Source organism: Pseudomonas sp. S5F11 (assembly GCF_019641515.1).
In the GTDB taxonomy this organism is placed as follows: Bacteria; Pseudomonadota; Gammaproteobacteria; order Pseudomonadales; family Pseudomonadaceae; genus Aquipseudomonas; species Aquipseudomonas rhodesiae.
The window spans coordinates 66,074-84,034 of record NZ_JAIFJZ010000002.1; the positions used below are offsets into that span (position 1 = coordinate 66,074).

General features: G+C 52.5%; 19 protein-coding genes and 2 pseudogenes. 19 read left to right on the forward strand and 2 right to left on the reverse strand.

The features are described from left to right. The first annotated feature begins 26 nt into the window (after nt 1-26). The 5 genes from K1567_RS27335 to K1567_RS27355 all read left to right on the forward strand — a co-directional run bounded on the left by K1567_RS27335 (nt 27) and on the right by K1567_RS27355 (nt 4,805). Nucleotides 27-389 (forward strand): TrbM/KikA/MpfK family conjugal transfer protein, encoded by a 363-nt coding sequence (locus K1567_RS27335; RefSeq protein ID WP_259445120.1) that lies wholly within the window; start codon nt 27-29, stop codon nt 387-389. A gap of 37 nt (nt 390-426) precedes the next feature. Continuing rightward, on the forward strand, nt 427-2,580 hold the full coding sequence (locus K1567_RS27340; protein ID WP_220699069.1) for a type IA DNA topoisomerase: 2,154 nt from the start codon (nt 427-429) through the stop codon (nt 2,578-2,580). A gap of 33 nt (nt 2,581-2,613) precedes the next feature. After that, entirely contained in the window at nt 2,614-3,060 is a 447-nt protein-coding gene (locus K1567_RS27345; protein WP_220699136.1) for a single-stranded DNA-binding protein, read from the forward strand. 306 nt (nt 3,061-3,366) lie between these two features. Beyond that, on the forward strand, nt 3,367-4,164 hold the full coding sequence (locus K1567_RS27350) for a conjugal transfer protein, TraL family (RefSeq protein ID WP_220699070.1): 798 nt from the start codon (nt 3,367-3,369) through the stop codon (nt 4,162-4,164). Nucleotides 4,165-4,166: 2 nt separating this feature from the next. Then, on the forward strand, nt 4,167-4,805 hold the full coding sequence (locus K1567_RS27355; protein WP_220699071.1) for a hypothetical protein: 639 nt from the start codon (nt 4,167-4,169) through the stop codon (nt 4,803-4,805). Nucleotides 4,806-4,840: 35 nt separating this feature from the next. Here K1567_RS27355 and K1567_RS27360 read toward each other — a convergent pair whose 3' ends face one another. After that, entirely contained in the window at nt 4,841-5,218 is a 378-nt protein-coding gene (locus K1567_RS27360) for a hypothetical protein (RefSeq protein WP_220699072.1), read from the reverse strand. 277 nt (nt 5,219-5,495) lie between these two features. Here K1567_RS27360 and K1567_RS27365 point away from each other — a divergent pair, with 277 nt between their 5' ends. The 3 genes from K1567_RS27365 (at nt 5,496) to K1567_RS27745 (ending at nt 9,882) form a co-directional block, all read left to right on the forward strand. Further along, the gene (locus K1567_RS27365; protein ID WP_220699073.1) at nt 5,496-5,840 is read left to right on the forward strand and encodes a plasmid mobilization protein; all 345 of its coding nucleotides are present in this window, start codon (nt 5,496-5,498) and stop codon (nt 5,838-5,840) included. 986 nt (nt 5,841-6,826) lie between these two features. Continuing rightward, nucleotides 6,827-7,225, forward strand: a complete 399-nt coding sequence (locus tag K1567_RS27740) for a relaxosome component, NikC family protein (protein WP_259445121.1) — start codon at nt 6,827-6,829, stop codon at nt 7,223-7,225. 626 nt (nt 7,226-7,851) lie between these two features. Continuing rightward, entirely contained in the window at nt 7,852-9,882 is a 2,031-nt protein-coding gene (locus tag K1567_RS27745) for an LPD7 domain-containing protein (RefSeq protein WP_259445130.1), read from the forward strand. Between the two features lie 458 nt (nt 9,883-10,340). Here K1567_RS27745 and K1567_RS27750 read toward each other — a convergent pair whose 3' ends face one another. Further along, a complete protein-coding gene (locus tag K1567_RS27750; protein WP_259445127.1) occupies nt 10,341-10,469 on the reverse strand; it encodes a hypothetical protein in 129 nt (42 codons plus the stop codon). Between the two features lie 45 nt (nt 10,470-10,514). Between K1567_RS27750 and K1567_RS27375 the strand changes: the two genes are divergently transcribed. From K1567_RS27375 to K1567_RS27425, 11 genes and pseudogenes are all read left to right on the forward strand, one after another. Further along, nucleotides 10,515-10,676 carry a hypothetical protein gene (locus K1567_RS27375; RefSeq protein WP_220699137.1) on the forward strand — a complete coding sequence of 54 codons (162 nt, stop codon included), beginning with the start codon at nt 10,515-10,517 and terminating at the stop codon, nt 10,674-10,676. A gap of 1,056 nt (nt 10,677-11,732) precedes the next feature. Beyond that, nucleotides 11,733-12,369 (forward strand): annotated as a pseudogene (locus tag K1567_RS28115) (hypothetical protein); the annotation flags it as partial. An 840-nt stretch (nt 12,370-13,209) separates the two neighbouring features. Next, on the forward strand, nt 13,210-13,635 hold the full coding sequence (locus K1567_RS27385) for a LexA family transcriptional regulator (protein ID WP_220699139.1): 426 nt from the start codon (nt 13,210-13,212) through the stop codon (nt 13,633-13,635). Next, nucleotides 13,613-14,925 (forward strand): annotated as a pseudogene (gene umuC, locus K1567_RS27390) (translesion error-prone DNA polymerase V subunit UmuC). The gene K1567_RS27385 and the pseudogene umuC overlap by 23 nt, the downstream one beginning before the upstream one ends. A 28-nt stretch (nt 14,926-14,953) precedes the next feature. Further along, complete coding sequence (locus K1567_RS27395; protein WP_220699076.1) at nt 14,954-15,589, forward strand: SOS response-associated peptidase; 636 nt, start codon at nt 14,954-14,956, stop codon at nt 15,587-15,589. A gap of 54 nt (nt 15,590-15,643) precedes the next feature. After that, entirely contained in the window at nt 15,644-15,805 is a 162-nt protein-coding gene (locus K1567_RS27400) for a hypothetical protein (RefSeq protein ID WP_220699140.1), read from the forward strand. Nucleotides 15,806-15,943: 138 nt separating this feature from the next. Beyond that, nucleotides 15,944-16,183 carry a hypothetical protein gene (locus K1567_RS27405; protein ID WP_220699078.1) on the forward strand — a complete coding sequence of 80 codons (240 nt, stop codon included), beginning with the start codon at nt 15,944-15,946 and terminating at the stop codon, nt 16,181-16,183. 155 nt (nt 16,184-16,338) lie between these two features. Beyond that, nucleotides 16,339-16,611 (forward strand): hypothetical protein, encoded by a 273-nt coding sequence (locus tag K1567_RS27755; protein WP_310794512.1) that lies wholly within the window; start codon nt 16,339-16,341, stop codon nt 16,609-16,611. 30 nt (nt 16,612-16,641) lie between these two features. Next, nucleotides 16,642-16,914, forward strand: a complete 273-nt coding sequence (locus K1567_RS27415; RefSeq protein WP_220699141.1) for a hypothetical protein — start codon at nt 16,642-16,644, stop codon at nt 16,912-16,914. A gap of 65 nt (nt 16,915-16,979) precedes the next feature. Further along, nucleotides 16,980-17,177 (forward strand): hypothetical protein, encoded by a 198-nt coding sequence (locus tag K1567_RS27420; protein WP_220699080.1) that lies wholly within the window; start codon nt 16,980-16,982, stop codon nt 17,175-17,177. 264 nt (nt 17,178-17,441) lie between these two features. Next, nucleotides 17,442-17,750, forward strand: a complete 309-nt coding sequence (locus tag K1567_RS27425) for a hypothetical protein (RefSeq protein WP_220699142.1) — start codon at nt 17,442-17,444, stop codon at nt 17,748-17,750. Nucleotides 17,751-17,961: the final 211 nt, after the last annotated feature.

Genomic DNA, 17,961 nt, shown 5'->3' on the forward strand with positions numbered 1-17,961 from the left:
ACCGCCAAAGCCCAAAGGTATTACTCATGATCAGAATCAAAATGGTCGCGGGCCAGTTGCGCCTGCCGGAACGTTGCTTCCCGCTAAGGTTGCGGAAGTCCATCACGGTAGTAGTTCTAGCAGTTGCAGTATTGGGCACGCCTCCCGCGTTTGCTGCAGATCCATGCAAGACAGCTTTTTGTATGTTCGGTTTGCTCACCGGAACTAATGAGAGCCAATGTGATGATGCAATCAAAGATCATTTCCTCATTATAGTCTTCAAGAAGAAAAAGAAAGTCGACTGGAACCAAACAGCAAAAGCGCGATTGGGGTTCACTAACAGTTGTCCAGGAGCAGATCCAGTAACAAACAAATTAATCAATGACAAGTTTGGCAAAGTGTCTGGTTAAACAAACTTATTCAACCTATATTTAAGGTGGTTTTCATATGCGCGTATTTATTGCTGAAAAACCTGCTCTTGCCAAAGTTATTGCTGAGGCACTCGGTAATCCACGAAGCAAAGGCGGATACATCGAGTGTGGACAAGACGTTGTGACCTGGTGCATCGGTCACTTGCTAGCCCTGGCCGGACCGGAGGCGCACAACCCGGAGTATGCAAAATGGAATGCCGAACATCTCCCTTTGAAGCTTCGGCCAGAGAAGTACGTGCCCATTTCTGCTACTCAGGACCAGCTCAAAACGGTAGGTGAATGGATCGGCAAGGCGTCGGAAATTGTTCACGCCGGCGACCCCGACGACGAGGGTCAGCTGCTGGTTGATGAAGTGTTGCTGTACTTCGCAAACAAAAGCCCAGTGAAACGACTGCTGATCAGCGATATGAACGCGAATGCCGCGCGTAAGGCGCTGGGCAATATGAAGGACAACGGTGAGTTTTATGGTTTGTCGCAAAAAGCGCTAGCGCGCAGCATTGGCGATCAGCTCTACGGATTCAACATGACCAGGGCTTACACGCTTGCTGCTCAGTCCAAAGGTGTTAAAGGCGTTTTGTCAGTCGGTCGCGTGCAAACGGTAGTGTTGGGCCTGATCGTGAATCGTTATCTCGCAAACCGAAGCCACGCAGCGACTTACTTTTACAACCTGAGTGCAAGTCTGACCTTCGGTGAAAACAAGCTTGGGGCGCGGTTCTTGGTGCCGGACGGCGCGCCGGTAAACGATAAAAACCGAATCATTGATGAGGGCTATACAAACATCGTTGCCAGCGCCTGCCGTCAGTCGCCGGCAAACGTCACTGCGGTCAGCGTGCCAGAGAAAACTACCCCCGCACCGCTGCCGTTTTCTCTGTTAGATCTGCAGGTTCACATCAGCAAAGAGCATGGTTTGGATGCCGAAAAGACGCTTGCTATCACTCAAGCACTGCGCGAGAAGCACAAGGCGATCACGTACAACCGTTCTGACTGCAGCTACCTGACTGACGAGCAATTTTCCGAGGCCCCGGAGACCCTGGCGGCACTGGCACTTGGGCTGCCTGAGTTAGCCGGGGCTTTCACCAGCGTGGATCCGACGCGCAAAAGCAGAGCATTCAATGATTTAAAGGTATCTGCGCATACGGCGATCATTCCCACAGCGTCGAAATTCGATGTCGCACAGCTGACCAGTGATGAGCACAAGGTCTATATGGCGATTGTGAAGCGTTACTTAGCTCAATTTTTGCCGGAAAAACGCTATTTGGCAGCGGAAGTGCACTTTGACGTTACGGGTTACGAATTTGTCGCTAAAGCCAACAAGACGACCGTCGCCGGTTGGACCTCACTCATTTCAGAGGATATGGAGAATGAGGAAGGAAAGGTCGAGGAAGAAGACCAGGTTGAGAGCCGGTTTGATGTTTTGTCGGTCATGGCTGTCGCTGATACATGCTTCTGCGCCGACGTGAAGGTCTCCAAGGAAAAGACCCGGCCTTTGCCCCTCTACACCGAAGACACCTTGCTCAAGGATCTGCAGCGCGTTTCTAAGTACGTACAGGATCCGCGAATCAAGCAACTATTGCTGGAGCGGGACAAGGGCAAAGCTGCAGGCGAAAACGGCGGGATTGGAACGCCGGCAACCCGGGGTTCTATGCTCGCAAAACTGCGAGAGCGGAAGTTCTATTCGGTGGAGAAAAAGAAGTTCGTACCGACGCCTCTAGGGCTGGAGTTTGTCGCTGCGCTGCCTTCTATCGCCACTACGCCAGATATGACGGCGTTGTGGCATGAGCAGCAACAGCGGATTGAGCGAGGCGAACTGAGTACCGACGCTTTCCTGGATGAACTGGAATCATTTATTGCTGAACAGGTACGCAATGTCGACGTGGCCAATATCCAGATCCAGGTTCAAGCCCCAGCCTTTCAGATCAGCGCTAAATGTCCAATGTGTGGTGGCGAACTGGCGATCACATCGAAGGTTGTCGCATGCAAAGGCTGCGTATTCAAAGTTTGGCCTCAGATAAGTGGCAAAACCCTGACGTCGATACAGTTAGAAACGCTGCTGACAAAAGGCAAAACGGCGACGTTGAAGGGTTTCAAGTCTACAAAAAATGGCACCACCTTTGACGCGGCGTTGCGGCTCGATGCGCAAGGCAAGGTTCAAATGGTTTTCGCTCGCTAACTTACATTAATCGAATCATATGAGGATTTACCTATGGCACGCGGAGTGAACAAAGTCATTCTGGTTGGCACCTGTGGGCAAGACCCTGAGGTCCGCTACTTGCCGAATGGCAATGCTGTGACCAATTTGAGCCTGGCGACAAGCGAGCAATGGACGGATAAACAGTCCGGCCAGAAGGTTGAAAAAACTGAGTGGCACCGCGTATCACTGTTCGGCAAAGTCGCTGAAATTGCCGGCGAATACCTTGGCAAAGGCTCCCAGGTTTACATCGAGGGCAAGTTGCAGACTCGCGAATGGGAGAAGGACGGGATCAAGCGTTACACCACTGAGATCGTGGTGGACATGCAAGGGACTATGCAGTTACTCGGGGGGCGACCCCAGGAGGATAAGCAGGGATCGCGCAGCGGGCAGCAGCAGCGGCCACAGCAGTCTCCCCAGGCAGGCGCTGATGATGGGTTGGATCCAGATATTCCGTTCTAGCAGCGTCTCCTCCGCCCGTCGCACAGTCAGGTGCCGCGCTCCCGGCTCGGCGGAACAGCTTTACCGTTCCGGTGAACGGAAGCACGGGCGAAGCGCACACTTGACGGCACAACCACAAAACAAGGCTCACCGCAGGAGTGTGGGGGTTGCTTCTCCCCCCACGCTCCTGAGGTCCACGCGGCCGCTGGCGAGATGACAAGGGCAGAGCCCTTGGTGTTGCTCTAGCCAATACATCCAATTTCTTAATTTTCTTGCGCGGTCATTGATGACTTCGCAGTCATTCCATTTTTATTGTGAGTTAGGTCTATGACTAAAGTACGCAAGCCTGAAAATCCATTAATTGCATATGACTTCCTTTTGAACACAACGCACTGGACACTTCAAGGCAAAGGTGGAGTAGGGAAATCATTTATATCATCTGTATTGGCGCAATATGCGGTTGAGCGTGGCCTTGTACCGGTTTGCGGTGATACAGACCCTGTAAACAGCACTTTCCACCGTATTAGCGCACTCAACGTGCAGTTGGTTCCGATTACAGAGGGCGGTACCGTAATTCAGCGCTTGTTTGACCCATTGTTTGAGGCGATCCTTTGCACTGAGCAGGTATCTATTGTTGATAATGGAGCATCAACGTTTTTGCCTGTTGCAAAGTTTATTAGCTCCAATATGATTCTTGAGACCATGCAAGAGTATGGCAAGCAAGTTTATATTCATTCAGTTGTGACTGGTGGTCAAGCCAAGGACGATACTGTAACTGGTTTGCTCTCTATGATCGAATTGGTGAGGAAGTCAAAGACAAATACCAAGATCGTCGTATGGGAGAATGAGTTTTGGGGAATTCCTGAATTTGATGGTAAAGCACTTTCGGTAATGCCTTGGGTAACAGCTAATTCCGATATTATTCAGGGTGTAGTGAAAATCGAGGATCGCAATAGCGACGCATACAGCACGGATATTCGTTTGCTGACGGAAAATCATATGACTTGCCGAGAGTTTAAGGAGTCCGATAAGTTTGGCTTCATAGCTAAGTCCCGAGTTAATCGCGTATTTGAGTCCCTCTACGCCGAACTGGATAGAGTGTTCGGTTATGTGCCAGAGGTATAATTATGGATAACAATAACGAACTTTTTGAACAGATCAAAATGGACGTTTTCGCCGGGCTTGGAATTAAGCTGTCAAATCAGGATCCAATTTTCGCCATGGTCATGGCGAATCAAGCAGCGATGAGAACATTCTCAGCCCCGATTGTTGAAGCAATCGAAAGCATTCCCCTGGTACTTGAAAGTAGCTTAAACATTATCGCCGGAGCTGTTGAGGAAGCAGAAAGGAGTGCCGGCCAATTGACTACTGAAACAAAGGCTGTTTTGGCAGCCCTTTCAAAAGTCGAGTTGGAGTCGGCTCATCGCCGTATTAAAGACGCAGTTGAACTAAGTGTAGATTCGGCCGTAACTGGTTCAGTACAGCGTCTGAAAAGCGAAGTGGTAAAGCTGGAAACTGACCTTCGATCCCTAGGCGCCCACACAAAAAGTAAAAGGACGTTTTTCGCCAACCTGCTGTTATCGTCGGCTGTACTCGTTCTGCTCGGAGTATTTTCTACTGCGGCCTATGTGTTGTATGGGGTAGGTATCGACAATCGGGATGCTGCAGATTACTGGCGTAGCAAGTACAGCGACCAACAACAGATAGTTGGAACACTTCCGCCAACGTATAAAAAACTATTCGTCGAGCAGCGAAAACCTAACTAATGCGTCGAGCCGCTTAACGCCGCTCGCTAGCGGCGTTATTCATTTATCTTGTCGGGCGTACCGTAGATTTTTGAGAGGTCAGGTACGGAGTTATGAAAGTCTTTATCGCTGATCCTCCTGCGCTCGCCGTTGGCTGTCTCGCGATCTTTAAAGTTGAAGGGATGTTCTTGAGGGGCTGCTAGTTGTGTGGCTGGGCTAGTTCGTTGAGTAATAACCGTCGGTTTCGCAATTTTCAGATGCTGCCTGATGTACCTGGAGAATTGGTCATAGCTGATCTTGACCAACTCCTTGTCCATCAAGTCATCGTGAATCTGTCGATTTGTTTCTCCCAAGGCCAGGCGATCCTGAATTTGCTGCATCAGTGGGAAAAATTGGCTTTTCCCGGTCCTGGATTTGGGCTTTGTAGCAGTCATCGTGAAAATCTCCTCATAACGCAATTCACTGCAAATTAATGCAAATCTGGAGCTTACTCAAGGCTCCAATGCAACCTAATGCAAATCTACGCAAATCTATGCCAATCGAAGCAAGGGCCTTAAAAAGAGAGGCACGTTACCGATTGTTTACAAAAGTGCTTCGCATTTTGAAAACAGTCGTCCGCGCCAAAGGGGAAACCCCTTTGAAACCCCGCAAAGCGGGAAGCCTGCAATGCCTGTTGTCTATTTCGTTGGTTGATCCGTTGGGGTGTTTGCCATGTCAAAAAACAAAACCCGCGTGGTCTCCTTCCGGCTGCGCGAGGAGGATATTGCGCCATATGAAGAGAAGCTCCGTAACAGTGGAGTTAAGCAGTCAGACTTTCTAAGAGAGATATTATTTAACTCTAATGCCGTGTTTGAAGCGCCAACGTTATCTAAAGATAATAGCCGCCTACTTTTTCTATTTAACAAGTCAAGTAATAACCTGAATCAGATAGCGTATCGATTTAATAGTGCATACCGAAAATCCGAGATTATATCTGAGACATTATACATTAAGGCGATCAATGAACTTGTACTAATTCGTGAGCTGATGCTTGCCGGGGTGAAGCATGCTGATTAGGTGCAAGGGCTACAACACTGGTGCCAAGGAGTATCTTGAAGAGGGTAAAAAAGAGGGGCGAGAGTTTTCACGTAGCGAGCTTGATGAGCGCGTCATTTTAGACGGTGATTTAGATTTAACTAAAATGGTCTATGAAAGTATTCCGGATAACGGACAGAACCGTTATTTATCTTTCACTATGGCCTTTCGTGAAGACAATGTCTCTCACGAAACGTTAACGGCGGTCACTGCTGAATTCAAGCAGTTCCTGATGCATGCCTATAAAGATGATGAGTTTAATTTTTACGCGGAAGCGCATTTGCCAAAAATTAAGCATATTAAAGATCATAAGACCGGTGATTTGATTGAGCGCAAGCCTCATATCCACATAATTATTCCTCGTAAGAATTTGCTTAGTGGTAATGAGGCTAATCCTGTAGGTATGTACTCTTCGAATGAGCGCTATTTTGAGGCTTTTCAAGAATACATAAATCAGAAGTACGAACTTGCGTCGCCTAGGGAGCATGTTCGTGTTGATCCAAAGGATGCAGCAAGTGTTTTGTCTAGATATAAAGGTGACGACTTTTACGGGAAAAATCGTGAGTTCAAGCAGAAGTTAGTCAAACAGATTATTGAAACAGGAGTTTCGACGCGTCAGGACTTTTACGAATTGGTCGCCTCTCATGGTGAAATTAAGATCCGCAACCAAGGCAAGGAAAATGAATATGTCGCTGTAAAGCTGCCAGATGACGCGAAGTTTACCAATCTTAAAGACACGATTTTTCAGGATGATTTCGTTGTCAGGCGCCAGTTGAGAAAACCTCCTCTGGAAAAGCACGTTATTCAGGAGCGACTTACCGAATGGCCTCGCAGGGCTAAAGAGCTTAAATACGTTAGTAAGGCGACGCCATCTTTTCGAAAACTTTATAAAGATGCCTCACCAACCGAAAGAACCGCTCTGTTGAACCAGCGCGAACATGCATTTTACGCAGACTATGGAGACTCTCATGACATCAGTCCAAGACACAACAAGCCAAAGAATCGTGGTAAGCGAAGTGCTGCTGAAATTGGAACCACGCGACCTCTTGAAGCTGCCAATGGCTTGCAAAACATGTTCGGCAGCGATGTGGCAGTTGACCGGCAAGCCCGACCAACCCAAGAGCCTGGTGGTGCGCAATTACTGCAGGGCGATGCACACTTTCACCTGGGACAGCCGGACACAGGAGGAGATACTGGATTGCGACCAACTCTACCAGGAGGAGGATCCAGACGAGCCCCGAATGGACGAGGACGACCCGGAGGACGTGCCGGCGTTCTTACGCCAGCAGCAGACGGGGGCACTGCCGACACAATCCCCAGCGACGGCCGACAACAGCGAATACGCGGACGTAGATCTGGAGCCGTAATTCCGCCCTATGCGCGGGACCCACGTAGAAGGGCGACTATTGCAGACATCGAACAGCGCGGCCGACGGCTTTTCGAGCCGTTGAATCAATCCGTCGAGTCGCCCCTTGAGATAGGTTTGGTTGCTACGTTCGATCCAGGAGATGGGACATCTCGGGATCCACCAGCAGCTGATCCAGGATCCGGTCAGTCCGGTAAACCTCGCAAGTCCAGAAGCAGTACCAGCAGCAAACGAAACATCCCGCCTTACGCACTGAATCCTCATCGTGTTGCAACCATCACTGATATTGAAGCCCGGACTCGGCGTTTGTTTGCGCCTTTGAAAAGTCCGGTTGAGTCAGCGCTGGTGATGAAGTTAGCAACTTTTAAAACAGTTGCTGTTAACCGCAACGCTTCAACTGTAGCCGCTTATTTCAATCGGCAAATAGAAGAGAACAAGTTATTACCCTCGCAGCGCAAGGCTGTTCAAAGGGTTAATAAGCAGTTTTTTCAAACACGACGCTCAATTTTCTCAGACGACCGTTTATCCAAACGAGATAAAGCACAACTTGTTTCGGTTCTGACGTTTGAGCGAATGAAAGCACGCGACGCAATACAAAACCCGAGTCTTTATAAAGAGGATTTTTACATGGGCAGTGCTGAAATTCGTGGCTTAGTTAATAAAGAGCCCCAAGAAGAGTTATCTAATTTTACCATCAGCGGTCCGGGACCAAATGCACCTGCTCGTGATCGAGTAAAAGCTTTGATCACCCGCCTGACGCTCCAAACGAATGAGAAGGTGAGCAAGGAGCGCGAACGCGAGTTGAGCGCAAAGGACATCTACACCAAAAAGTCCCGTTTTGGGCAGAACGTCCATTACCTCAGCAAAACCACTGACAAGACGCTGTTCGTCGATACGGGGACAGCAATCGCCATGCGTCGTACTGGAATCACCGAAGCCGGTGTTGGTGTCGCGCTACAGCTCGCAACACAGCGTTTTGGCAGCACGTTGACCATCAACGGTTCTGCTGAGTTTAAGCGCCTGGTGGTGGAGGCAGCGTCAAAAAGCGGTATGGATATTCACTTCACCGATAAGAAAATGAACGAGGCGCTCACGCTGCGCCGTGCAGAGCTGGATATCGAAAAAGAAGGTCAGCAAATCCAATCACCAGAGGCTGCTGGTTCAAAAGCTGCTGTTCAGGAAGTAGTTACATCGGGCGCAGAAGCGGCTCCGGTGGTGGTCGATCGTTCGATAATCACTGGTGAATTGGTTGCCCATGGTCCAGCTGATTACAAGGGAGACCCTAACAACGGTCCAAGCTACTTCGTTACGCTCCAAACCGAGACAGGACCAAGAACGCTTTGGGGTGTCGCGCTAGAAGAAGTGATGGCTGATCAAAACTTAACTCTCGGTGAGCGCATTGTCCTCAAAGACCTAGGGCGTCAGCCCATCACAATCCCGCAGGCTCAAGCTGACGGCACTATTAAGCATATTTCAGGATTCCGTAGAGGTTGGTCGGCTGAACGAGAAACTGTTTCGATCAACCGCAATGAACCGGTCACCGCGTCGACGGTTGTTATGCCGGCAGCTTCAATCGATCCAGTGCGGCAGGCAACGGCGTTTTCGTCAGTAGCAGAAAACCTTGCAGTGGCTGCTCAGCTAAAGGCGCAGGGGCCCCTGAGTTTTGAGCCACGTCCAGGCATTGATCCTAGAGATCGTGATGTGCATGTGGATCAACTGGTTATGGATGCGTTGCCGCGTTACATCACGGTTGTTCCGGATATCAAGTCGGATGCTGATCAAGCGCAAACGTTCTCTGCGTTTGTTGGTGATTTGAAAATCGATACTTACGAAAGCCGTGAAATTGCAGAGCAGAGCGCTGCAGGTCACGCCTTTGCGTTCTTGACCAGTGATCAGCTAATCGAGCAGATGACTCGGCTTGAGCAGCTTAAAACCTCGGCTCCTGATACAGAGGCGTCAACGATAACCAAAGCTGTTGAAAGGTCGCCAGAGCCGGTGCACGCGCCTCTGAATTTTGAGCCACGTCCTGGCATCGATCCTAGGGATATTGATGTACATGTGGATCAACTGGTTATGGATGCGTTACCGCGTTACATAACGGTTGTTCCGGATATCAAGTCGGATGCCGACCAAGCGCAAACGTTCTCTGCGTTTGTTGGTGATTTGAAAATTGATACTTACGAAAGCCGTGAAATTGCAGAGCAGAGCGCAGCAGGTCACGCTTTTGCGTTCTTCACCAGTGATCAGCTAATCGAGCAGATGACTCGGCTTGAGCAAACTGCATCCTCTGTTACCGGAAAAGAGCCTCTTGCACGGGCACCAACAGTAGAACAGGCCCAAAGCCCTAGTGAGATGGTTCAGCGTGAACAAGCCTGGCGCGCTAAGTTCCCGTTGGTAGAAGGGTCAATTCTGAGTGAGGCAGAAGTTCTTTCATCGGACTCCATGATGGGGCTGCGTGGGGAGGATCACGCTGTTTGGCTGGTGGCAACCAGCGATCACACCAAGGAAGGTGTGGCAATGATCACGGCGTACATGGAGAACGATGTTTACCGCGATCGCTTCAAAACGACGCTTGAAGACATTTACGAACAGCATCAGGAATCCCCGGAAAGCATCAAGTTTCTTGATGAGGCCACTGATTTTGTAGAGCCCTTGTAAATGCGATCGAGCGCCGCTTGTTAGCGGAACATACCTCTGTAGATCAAGCGCATCCTGGATTGGCTGTTCACGTTACTCCGCCGTCGCTGAATTTTACTCACCAGGGCCAACCAGCATCCTTGGGGTTGGCTCCTGTCGTGGAATCGGCGCCGGCAGCACCAACAGCGACGCCAGTTACGACTACCAGTGCGCCAGGACCGCTGAATTTTACTCACCAGGGCCAACCAGCATCCTTGGGGTTGGCTTCTGTCGTGGAATCGGCGCCGGCAGCACCAACAGCAACGCCTGTAACGACAACCAGTGCGCCAGCACCTCTGAATTTCACCCACCAGGGCCAACCAGCGTCCTTGGGGTTGGCTTCTGTTGTGGAATCGGCGCCGGCGGCTCCAACACCAACCCCTCTGACGACAACCAACGCACCAGCTCCGCTGAATTTTACTCATCAGGGCCAAGCGGCATCACTGGGCCTGAGCAACGGCGAGGTGGCTACCAAAGAAACCGAACAAGAGGTTACTCAAACAATCGTCGTAGAAGTTCTCGATGTCGATGTAGAGGAATACGGCCCTGAAATGAATTGACAACTGCATGCCTCCCCGCTGTGCGGGGGAGGTTTTGTGTAAGGAGTTTGGAGCGTGAAAAAAGAAGACAAACAGGTTCAAACAGCTCTAGCCAAAGCAGGATATGAAGGTTGGCCAGCGGGTAGTCGCGGTGAGCTGTTCGAAACGTTGGCACGTATTCGTAGACAATACCATTGGTTAGCGAAGATTTTGTTGATCAGCAGCGTGAGATCTTGAGTAAAGCGATGCACCAGGAGGAAGTCGTCGAGCTTGGATTAGTCAGAATTCTCCACCCATTTATCAAAGCCTGTCCGGAGTGCCGCCATAAGCCCGATTTGGGGTCGAGCTACACCACTTCAAATGGTGAATATTTGGTTGTATGCATGAACCACCCCTTAGGTGCCGTCACCAGAGGCGGTGTTACGCTGGCGGCGGCTGTCAAAAGTTGGAACGCAGACGATTGGTTTCACGAGACCACCCCCCGCGACCTTTTTCCTCTCTAAGACGTTTTTCGTAAATCCACCAATTCATGCACATCATGCCCAATAAATAGGGCACTTAACGGTGGGCGTCTTGCATGAATTTGCTTTTTCATGCGCCGACGCTTAGGCTTGTTTCGTTATTACCACAACGATTCGAGGGGCGTGATGGCCGTGGATCTCTCAGCGATGCGCAAATTGTTTCAGGATGGCGGACTACGGTCCGCCATCGTAGTTCCTGTTCCTATGCAGCAAAACGCGTGGGAACTGATTGCCGTCTGTACCGATGGATCTAAGGAACACATGACAGTTGCTCGGTCGGACCGCCGCAAGATTTATAAGAGTCTTGAGTCGGTGCACGCCGATGCGAAACGTGTGGGGTTTGTGGAAGTAACTACTCAGGTGGAGACAATGCAAGTGGCTTAACGGAATAGCAGAAACCAAAAAGCCCGGCTGGTAACCGGGCTTTTTGGAAAATCGAGAACAGGTCTTTCTCTTTCGACGGGGGGAGACCTGCTCAACACATCAATTGGTGAGCTGATTATGGCTGGCACTACGGATTCTTGCAACCCGGAGAATGTCAACAAAATTAGCTTGCCGCCGAACGGCGCATACAAATGGATATGATTTCTACGATCGAAGGTGCCCAGGACATTCACAGCACCTCTGTTGTACCCCCTTATTTCCTCTCTTACGTTGCGGTCGTAGCCTCTGGTGTTCTATGCCTAGGCGGTGCTGCATGAAACGCCACCTAACTGCGGTTAAACTACCCGCTTCTAATCCTCATGCTGCTTTACGCCACCCGGCACGGACTATGCCGCCGTCTTATGCGGCCCCCCGGCGATTGTCCGAACAGCAGCTGAAAAACCCCCTTATTCGATCAGCCTTTGAGCGGCTGGGTAATCTGGTTCAGAACCGAGGCCGCTACTTACGTCGCCTTGATCGCGTCAATGGCGATCGCCGCACACGCGTTGAGGTGTTTATGGCGTTCCAAAAATCTGCAGAGCAGATCCTCGTGCGTTATGACCTGGCCACCGGCGTGCTGGGCTACCTGGATGAGAATAGCGGACGCTACGTGCTCAACACGCAGCGCCGGATTGCTGAAGACTCCCCATCTCCGCGCCGGTCCTATGTCGACTGTTTAAAACCCTCGACGCCGCCGGCTACGTTTATCGGCGCATCGAGCGTGTACGCCTGGAAGAGAAGGACGAAAACGGCCTGAACCTGGTGCGCACACGCGTGCTCGTGCGCTTTACCAAGCTGTTTTGGAAGGACCTGGGCCTGCTGCACGTGCATGAGCGCGTGCAGGCATCGGCGCGTAAGCGACGCCAAGGTTGCAACTGGCGAACGTTGGCCAGAAGCGTATGGAGGCTATAGCGCGTTATTCCCAGGCTCAGCACCGACGTGAGGTGTCCCGTGCGCGCTGGCAGGCTAAGGAAAATCCTGACTCACTCTTTCATGAGAAAAGCCCTCCCTGCGTGAGAGGGCTGCAGAGCGGCCGCCGTCGCAGTCAGCGACACGTGTTAGCGAGCGTTTGAGTCAACTGTTGGACAGCGTGGCAACAAGGCTGGCCAGCGCGGGTAATTTAAGCCGCACAGGCATCTATCGAGTTTTTTTGCATCCGCTCACGCGGAGGCATTGTCACGCCTGCGATTTGTGCGGGTTAGCCGGTACCGACCAGGTGAGGCCAGGAGGTGGATGGAAAACGCATTTTGGTGGGCATTGCCGGCACCATCTTGGGGTGAAAGAAGGTTCTGGCCGTAAGGCTTAGAAATAAATGGAATTTTATACCCCCTTCAGTAACCCCCAAGGGTAAAAAAACAGGGCTTTTCGAGGTGTACCACCTCTTGAGTAATGCCCGCGCACTGTCGTGCCTATGGCACGGCGCGGTTACAGCATGGGGCCAGGCCCCAAACCCCGGCAGGAGCCTGCGGCCCCTGCACCCGCAACCAATAAAGCAAACCCCACTACCGTGTGTATGCCTGTCTAAGCGGCCCAGGGCGATGAAACTGCCCTGCCCTGGCCTTCGGCCACCCTGCGGGCGCTAAGACCCGGATAAATCGCCCAGGACGGCAAGCGCCCTGCGCCTCAACCGGGTGCGTGTGCGCACAGGCTGCAACAAGATAGCCTAAACACTACTGCCGCCATGTGCCTTCGGTGAAGGCATGCATTTTGAGGTATGAGCCCGACGTGGCAACCTCGGTGAGCAGCATTTGGTCGGCTCAAATTGACGTGCAATCAGCGGCAACGTTAACTGTCTATCCATACAGCTATTTGTTCAGGCCAGGTTTATGAGCGTGACCCTTCTTGGTCCCATTGCCAGCGGTGGTGTATCACTTCCGCTGTATTCCCAGGTCTGCCAGGTTCCATCGCCGGCAGCGGACCACCTTGAAAAATTGATATCGCTCGATGAGCTGTTCGAAATCCGAGCCCCCCACATTTACCTGGCCAAGATCCAAGGCGACAGCATGCAAGGCGCCATTTTCAGCGGGGACTTGGTGATTGTCGATCGAAGCAAGACCGCGAGGCACGGCGATATCGTCATTGCGGCGCTCAATGCCGAATGTGTATGCAAGCGTTTGCATCACCGAGATGGGCAAGTGGTGTTGATGGCCGAAAATCCAAAATTTCCACCCAGATACGTGATGGAAGGTGACGATCTGGTGATTTGGGGGGTGGTCAATTACAGCGTGCGTGACCACGAGCGCTCGACATGAACATGAAAAGTGCGCTCAATCTCGGTGCCCGGTATTTGCCCTTGCGGACTGCAACAGCTTTTACGCCAGTTGTGAGCGCGTTTTCCGACCGGATCTGGCTGGCACGCCTATCGTCGTACTCTAACAACGACGGGAATGTTATCGCACGCAGTTACGACGCCAAACCATTCGTCAAAATGGGGGCACCGTATTTTCAGATCAAGGACACCTTGCGCCGGCATGGCATATTGGCTTTCAGTAGCAATTACGCGTTGTATGGTCAAATGTCAGAACGGGTCATGACCCTAATAGAATCAATGGTTTGCGATTCAGAAATTTACAGCATTGATGAAATATTTTGTGAGCTCTCGGGCATGCCAGGCGACCTCACCGAATTCGGCCGAACCATTCGGGCCAAGGTCCTAAAACACACCGGTATTCCCGTAGGCGTGGGCATTGCCACACCAAAACCCTCGCCAAGCTGGCGAACCACACCGCGAAGCGTCTGCAGGCGCAGACCGGCGGCGTCGTAGATCTGTGCGACCCGTTTAAGCGCGACTGGGTGCTGCGCAATACGGCTGTTGAAGAGGTGTGGGGCATTGGTAGACGGATGACGGCGCACATGCACGCCTTGGGCATTCACACAGCGATGGACCTAGCCAAGGCTGATCCGGGGTTGCTCGGCCGAAAATTCAGCGTCGTGCTGGAGAAGACGGTGCGTGAGCTGACCGGCACGTCGTGCCTGGCCCTGGAAGAGGCGGCGCCGGCCAAGCAGGAGATCTGTTGCAGCCGAGCGTTTGGTACCCGGCTGACCACGATGGAGCCGATCAAGGAAGCGGTGGCCACCTACGCGCAGCGCGCCTCAGAAAAACTGAGAGCCCAGCATTCTCTGTGCAAGAAGATCCGCGTGAGCATTCGCACCGGCATGTTTAACCCCGACGAGGCGCGATACGCTAACGGCGTGCTGGTGGAGCTGCCCTATCCCACCAATGACGTGCGCTTGATCACCCGCGAAGCCATCCAGGCGGTGGAACGCCTGTTCCGGCCTGGGTTCCGATACAGCAAGGCTGAGGTGTTGCTGATGGATCTGCGTCAACCAGGTGAATTTACCGATGACCTGTTTGCGCACACGCAGCAGCCACGGCCGACAAGGTGATGAGCGTCCTGGACGAAATCAATAACCGCTGGGGTCGAGGCACGCTGCGCACGGCCGCTGTGCCGGCGGCGCCGGCCTGGGCGATGCGCCGCGAGCTGAAAAGCCCGAGCTACACCACCAGACTCGACCAGTTATGGACCGTCAACGCCAATTGAGGCGTCAGGATCTGCAAGGAGTGTGAGTATGTGCAGTCATTACGAAGCGCCTTCGCCGCAGCGAGTGGCCGAAACATTCGGCATTGAGCCTTTTGAACAAGGCAAACTGGACCTTTACCCGGGCTACAGCGGGCCGTTCATTCGGCGTGCGGAGCGCTTCGACGACGAATCGCCGGCGCCGCTGGAAGTGCTGCAAGGTGCGTTTGGGCTGATCCCGACCTGGAGCAAGGACACGAAAATCGTGCGAAGCACCTACAACTGCCGATCGGAGACGGCCAGTCAAAAACCGTCGTTCCGCACGGCTTGGCGTAACGCGCAGCACTGCATTATCCCGGCAGCAGCCATTTATGAGCCTGACTGGCGATCAGGAAAGGCGATCGCCACGCGTATTGCGCGGGCAGACGGTGAGATAATGGGTATCGCTGGCCTGTGGGAGCAGTGGCGCAATCCCGGTACCGCAGAGACTGTTCATAGCTTCACCATGCTGACCCTCAATGCGGATGATCACCCGTTTATGTGCCACTACCACAAGCCTCAGGACGAAAAGCGCATGCTGGTGATCCTGCCTCGGGGGCTGTATGGCGATTGGTTGAATGCCGGCGCCTCCGACAGCATGGAATTCATACGTCAGTACCCGGCCGACCGCCTGGAAGTCGCCATGTAGTCCTGGGCAACTGCTACGCGCTGCCCATGCGCCAATAACGACGAGAGCGATTGAATGACCAAAGAAGAACTCAGAAAACAGCTGCAGGAGCATTTTGAGCAGCACCTGCAGGTGAATCCTGACGCGGTGACGCTTTACGCGGCCGTGCCTGAACCCGAAACCAAACCTTGGAAAAAGAAACCGAGTTTGCTCGATCAGGCCTTTGCTCAAGACTAGCGGATATTGAGAAGGAGTTGGAGGGGAAGGTCTAATTTTCCTGGATGCCCGCCGTTGCTGGTCGGCAGTTCCTGATAGAACTATTATCAGACGGCTACCAACCGCAGTTCGCGGACGGGCATACCCTGGGACATAGCCATGGGCAAAATGACAATGAAAGACGGTATCAAGCAGTACGTTCACGCAGCGCTGGATGCTAAGGACGAACTTGCAGCAAAAATGATGGAGGCAGGCGTTGACCCGAAACAAGCTCTGCTTGCCTCTACAGTCGTCACCAAAGAGAGTTCGGATGCGATGATCGACCGGCATTATCAAAATGCCAGCGCATCCGAATTCAGCACGCATCTCAGCGATGGCGTACCCCCGACACTCAATTGATGGTCTACCCCAAACTAACCCGTTCTTCACGGGGTTTATCCCCTGCGATTTTCCGTGAACATGCCGAAAACATTGGTGTTAGGCTTCGCTGGAGGCCTACCACTAACTCTCTCAGGATCGACCTCGATCCGTGTTCAATCCTGACAAAGAGACCTATGACCGATATTCGCCGTGCAGCATCCCTTCGCCATGGCCAATTCAAACACCTCATTCGCGTTGCATCAGTTACCGGGCGAAATCCTGAGCGTGACGTGATGCTGCTATGGATCACGCACACGACCGGTATTCGTGTCACCGAGCTGGCCCAGGTCGAAATTTCAGACGTGCTTTATCCAAGTGGAGCGGTGCGACCAGAGCTGGAACATACGAAGCCATACCTGACAGCGAGTCAAGAAACCATTAGACCGGCTTACGAGCTGGCTTTATAGTTCTGTTTATCAGTACTTAGTGAGTATGCAATGACCGACTTACCCGTAAACGACCATGGCGTGCCGCTCTATCCGAAAGGGCACGCGGGCCGGCTCTTTGTGACGATGGCAGCGATAGACGCCCTGGACAACCCGACTGCGGCCAGCGTGGCTGCGCTGACGGGCTTGAGCAAAGGGAACATCGACACTTACGTTGCTGCCCTGAACAGCGAAATGGGTGCGCAGATCCTCAAAGAAGGGCCGGTCTATCGCATTGAGTCTGGGGGCCAATCCTCAAGAAAGCAGGGGTTAAAAAGATGTTGACCGGTTCTGTTTAACAGAACTATAATTGACTCATCGAAACGAGCAACGCCCCGGAGGGCGCGACGATGAGCCTTGAATTGAAAGCCAACATTGCAACCCTGGCCGCGCTGGAAGCGTTGGATCTGATGGCGAAGAAAGCCGGAGTCGAGCCGAAGGTAATCATGGATACCGTCGTGGCCGATCCCGAGGGCAATACGGCGAGCTACTTCTGCGACCTGGTGCAGATCGCTCTGCGTGAAGTGCCGAAGCTGCTTGCAGCCTAACCTGCCCGCCCGGTTCTCCGGGGCCTTCAAGGAAAATGCCGCAATGAAGTATTTCGAGTGGGAAGGCGCAGTTACCGCGGCGGTGGCCGAGTAGATGACCATCAGTCATTCCGACGCCGCCGGCATCGTCGAGGCGCAGCCGTTGTACATGCAGCAGTCTTGGGGCAAGGGCATGGACGCGCAGCTGACCGCTGCCAAGGTAATTGAAGCCGCCCAGGAGCAAGCCGAGGAACGGGCCGTGACTCCAGCCCCAAGCAAGAGCGCATGCTGTTCGGTGATGAGGCTGACGCGCACGCCTTTTGGAAGGACAAGGAGTTCAAGGTCTTTGCCGTGGATCTTGTCCAGGGCAATGGCAAAAAGCGGAAGGTCATTCGCACCATGTACGTGCGTGCGCGAACGGCGAAGGGAGCAGCTGAGTGCGCGAAGGAAAATGACTGGACTCCCAGGCCCAAACCCTATTACTCCCCCGGCTTGCTGGGCCACGTGAACTGGACTGTATCACCAGCTCCACGAACAACGGAAAACAGCGATGAAGACCGGCATGAAAATTTCAGACCTCCAAGCTTGGCTTGAGGAGCAAAAAGCGTTGCATGGCGATATCGGCGTTGTCTGTATGACCGCGTTCGGCAGTGTCGCGGAGGGGAAGCACTTACTCGCGATGAACTCGGCGTGAGTACCCCTAACATGCTTGGCCTGCTGCGCGATGGTCTGGACGAAGACAAGAAAGTCGTAGCAATCGGCTACGGCAGCGACTTCTAGGAATTCAACGATGAAATTTGTTTGG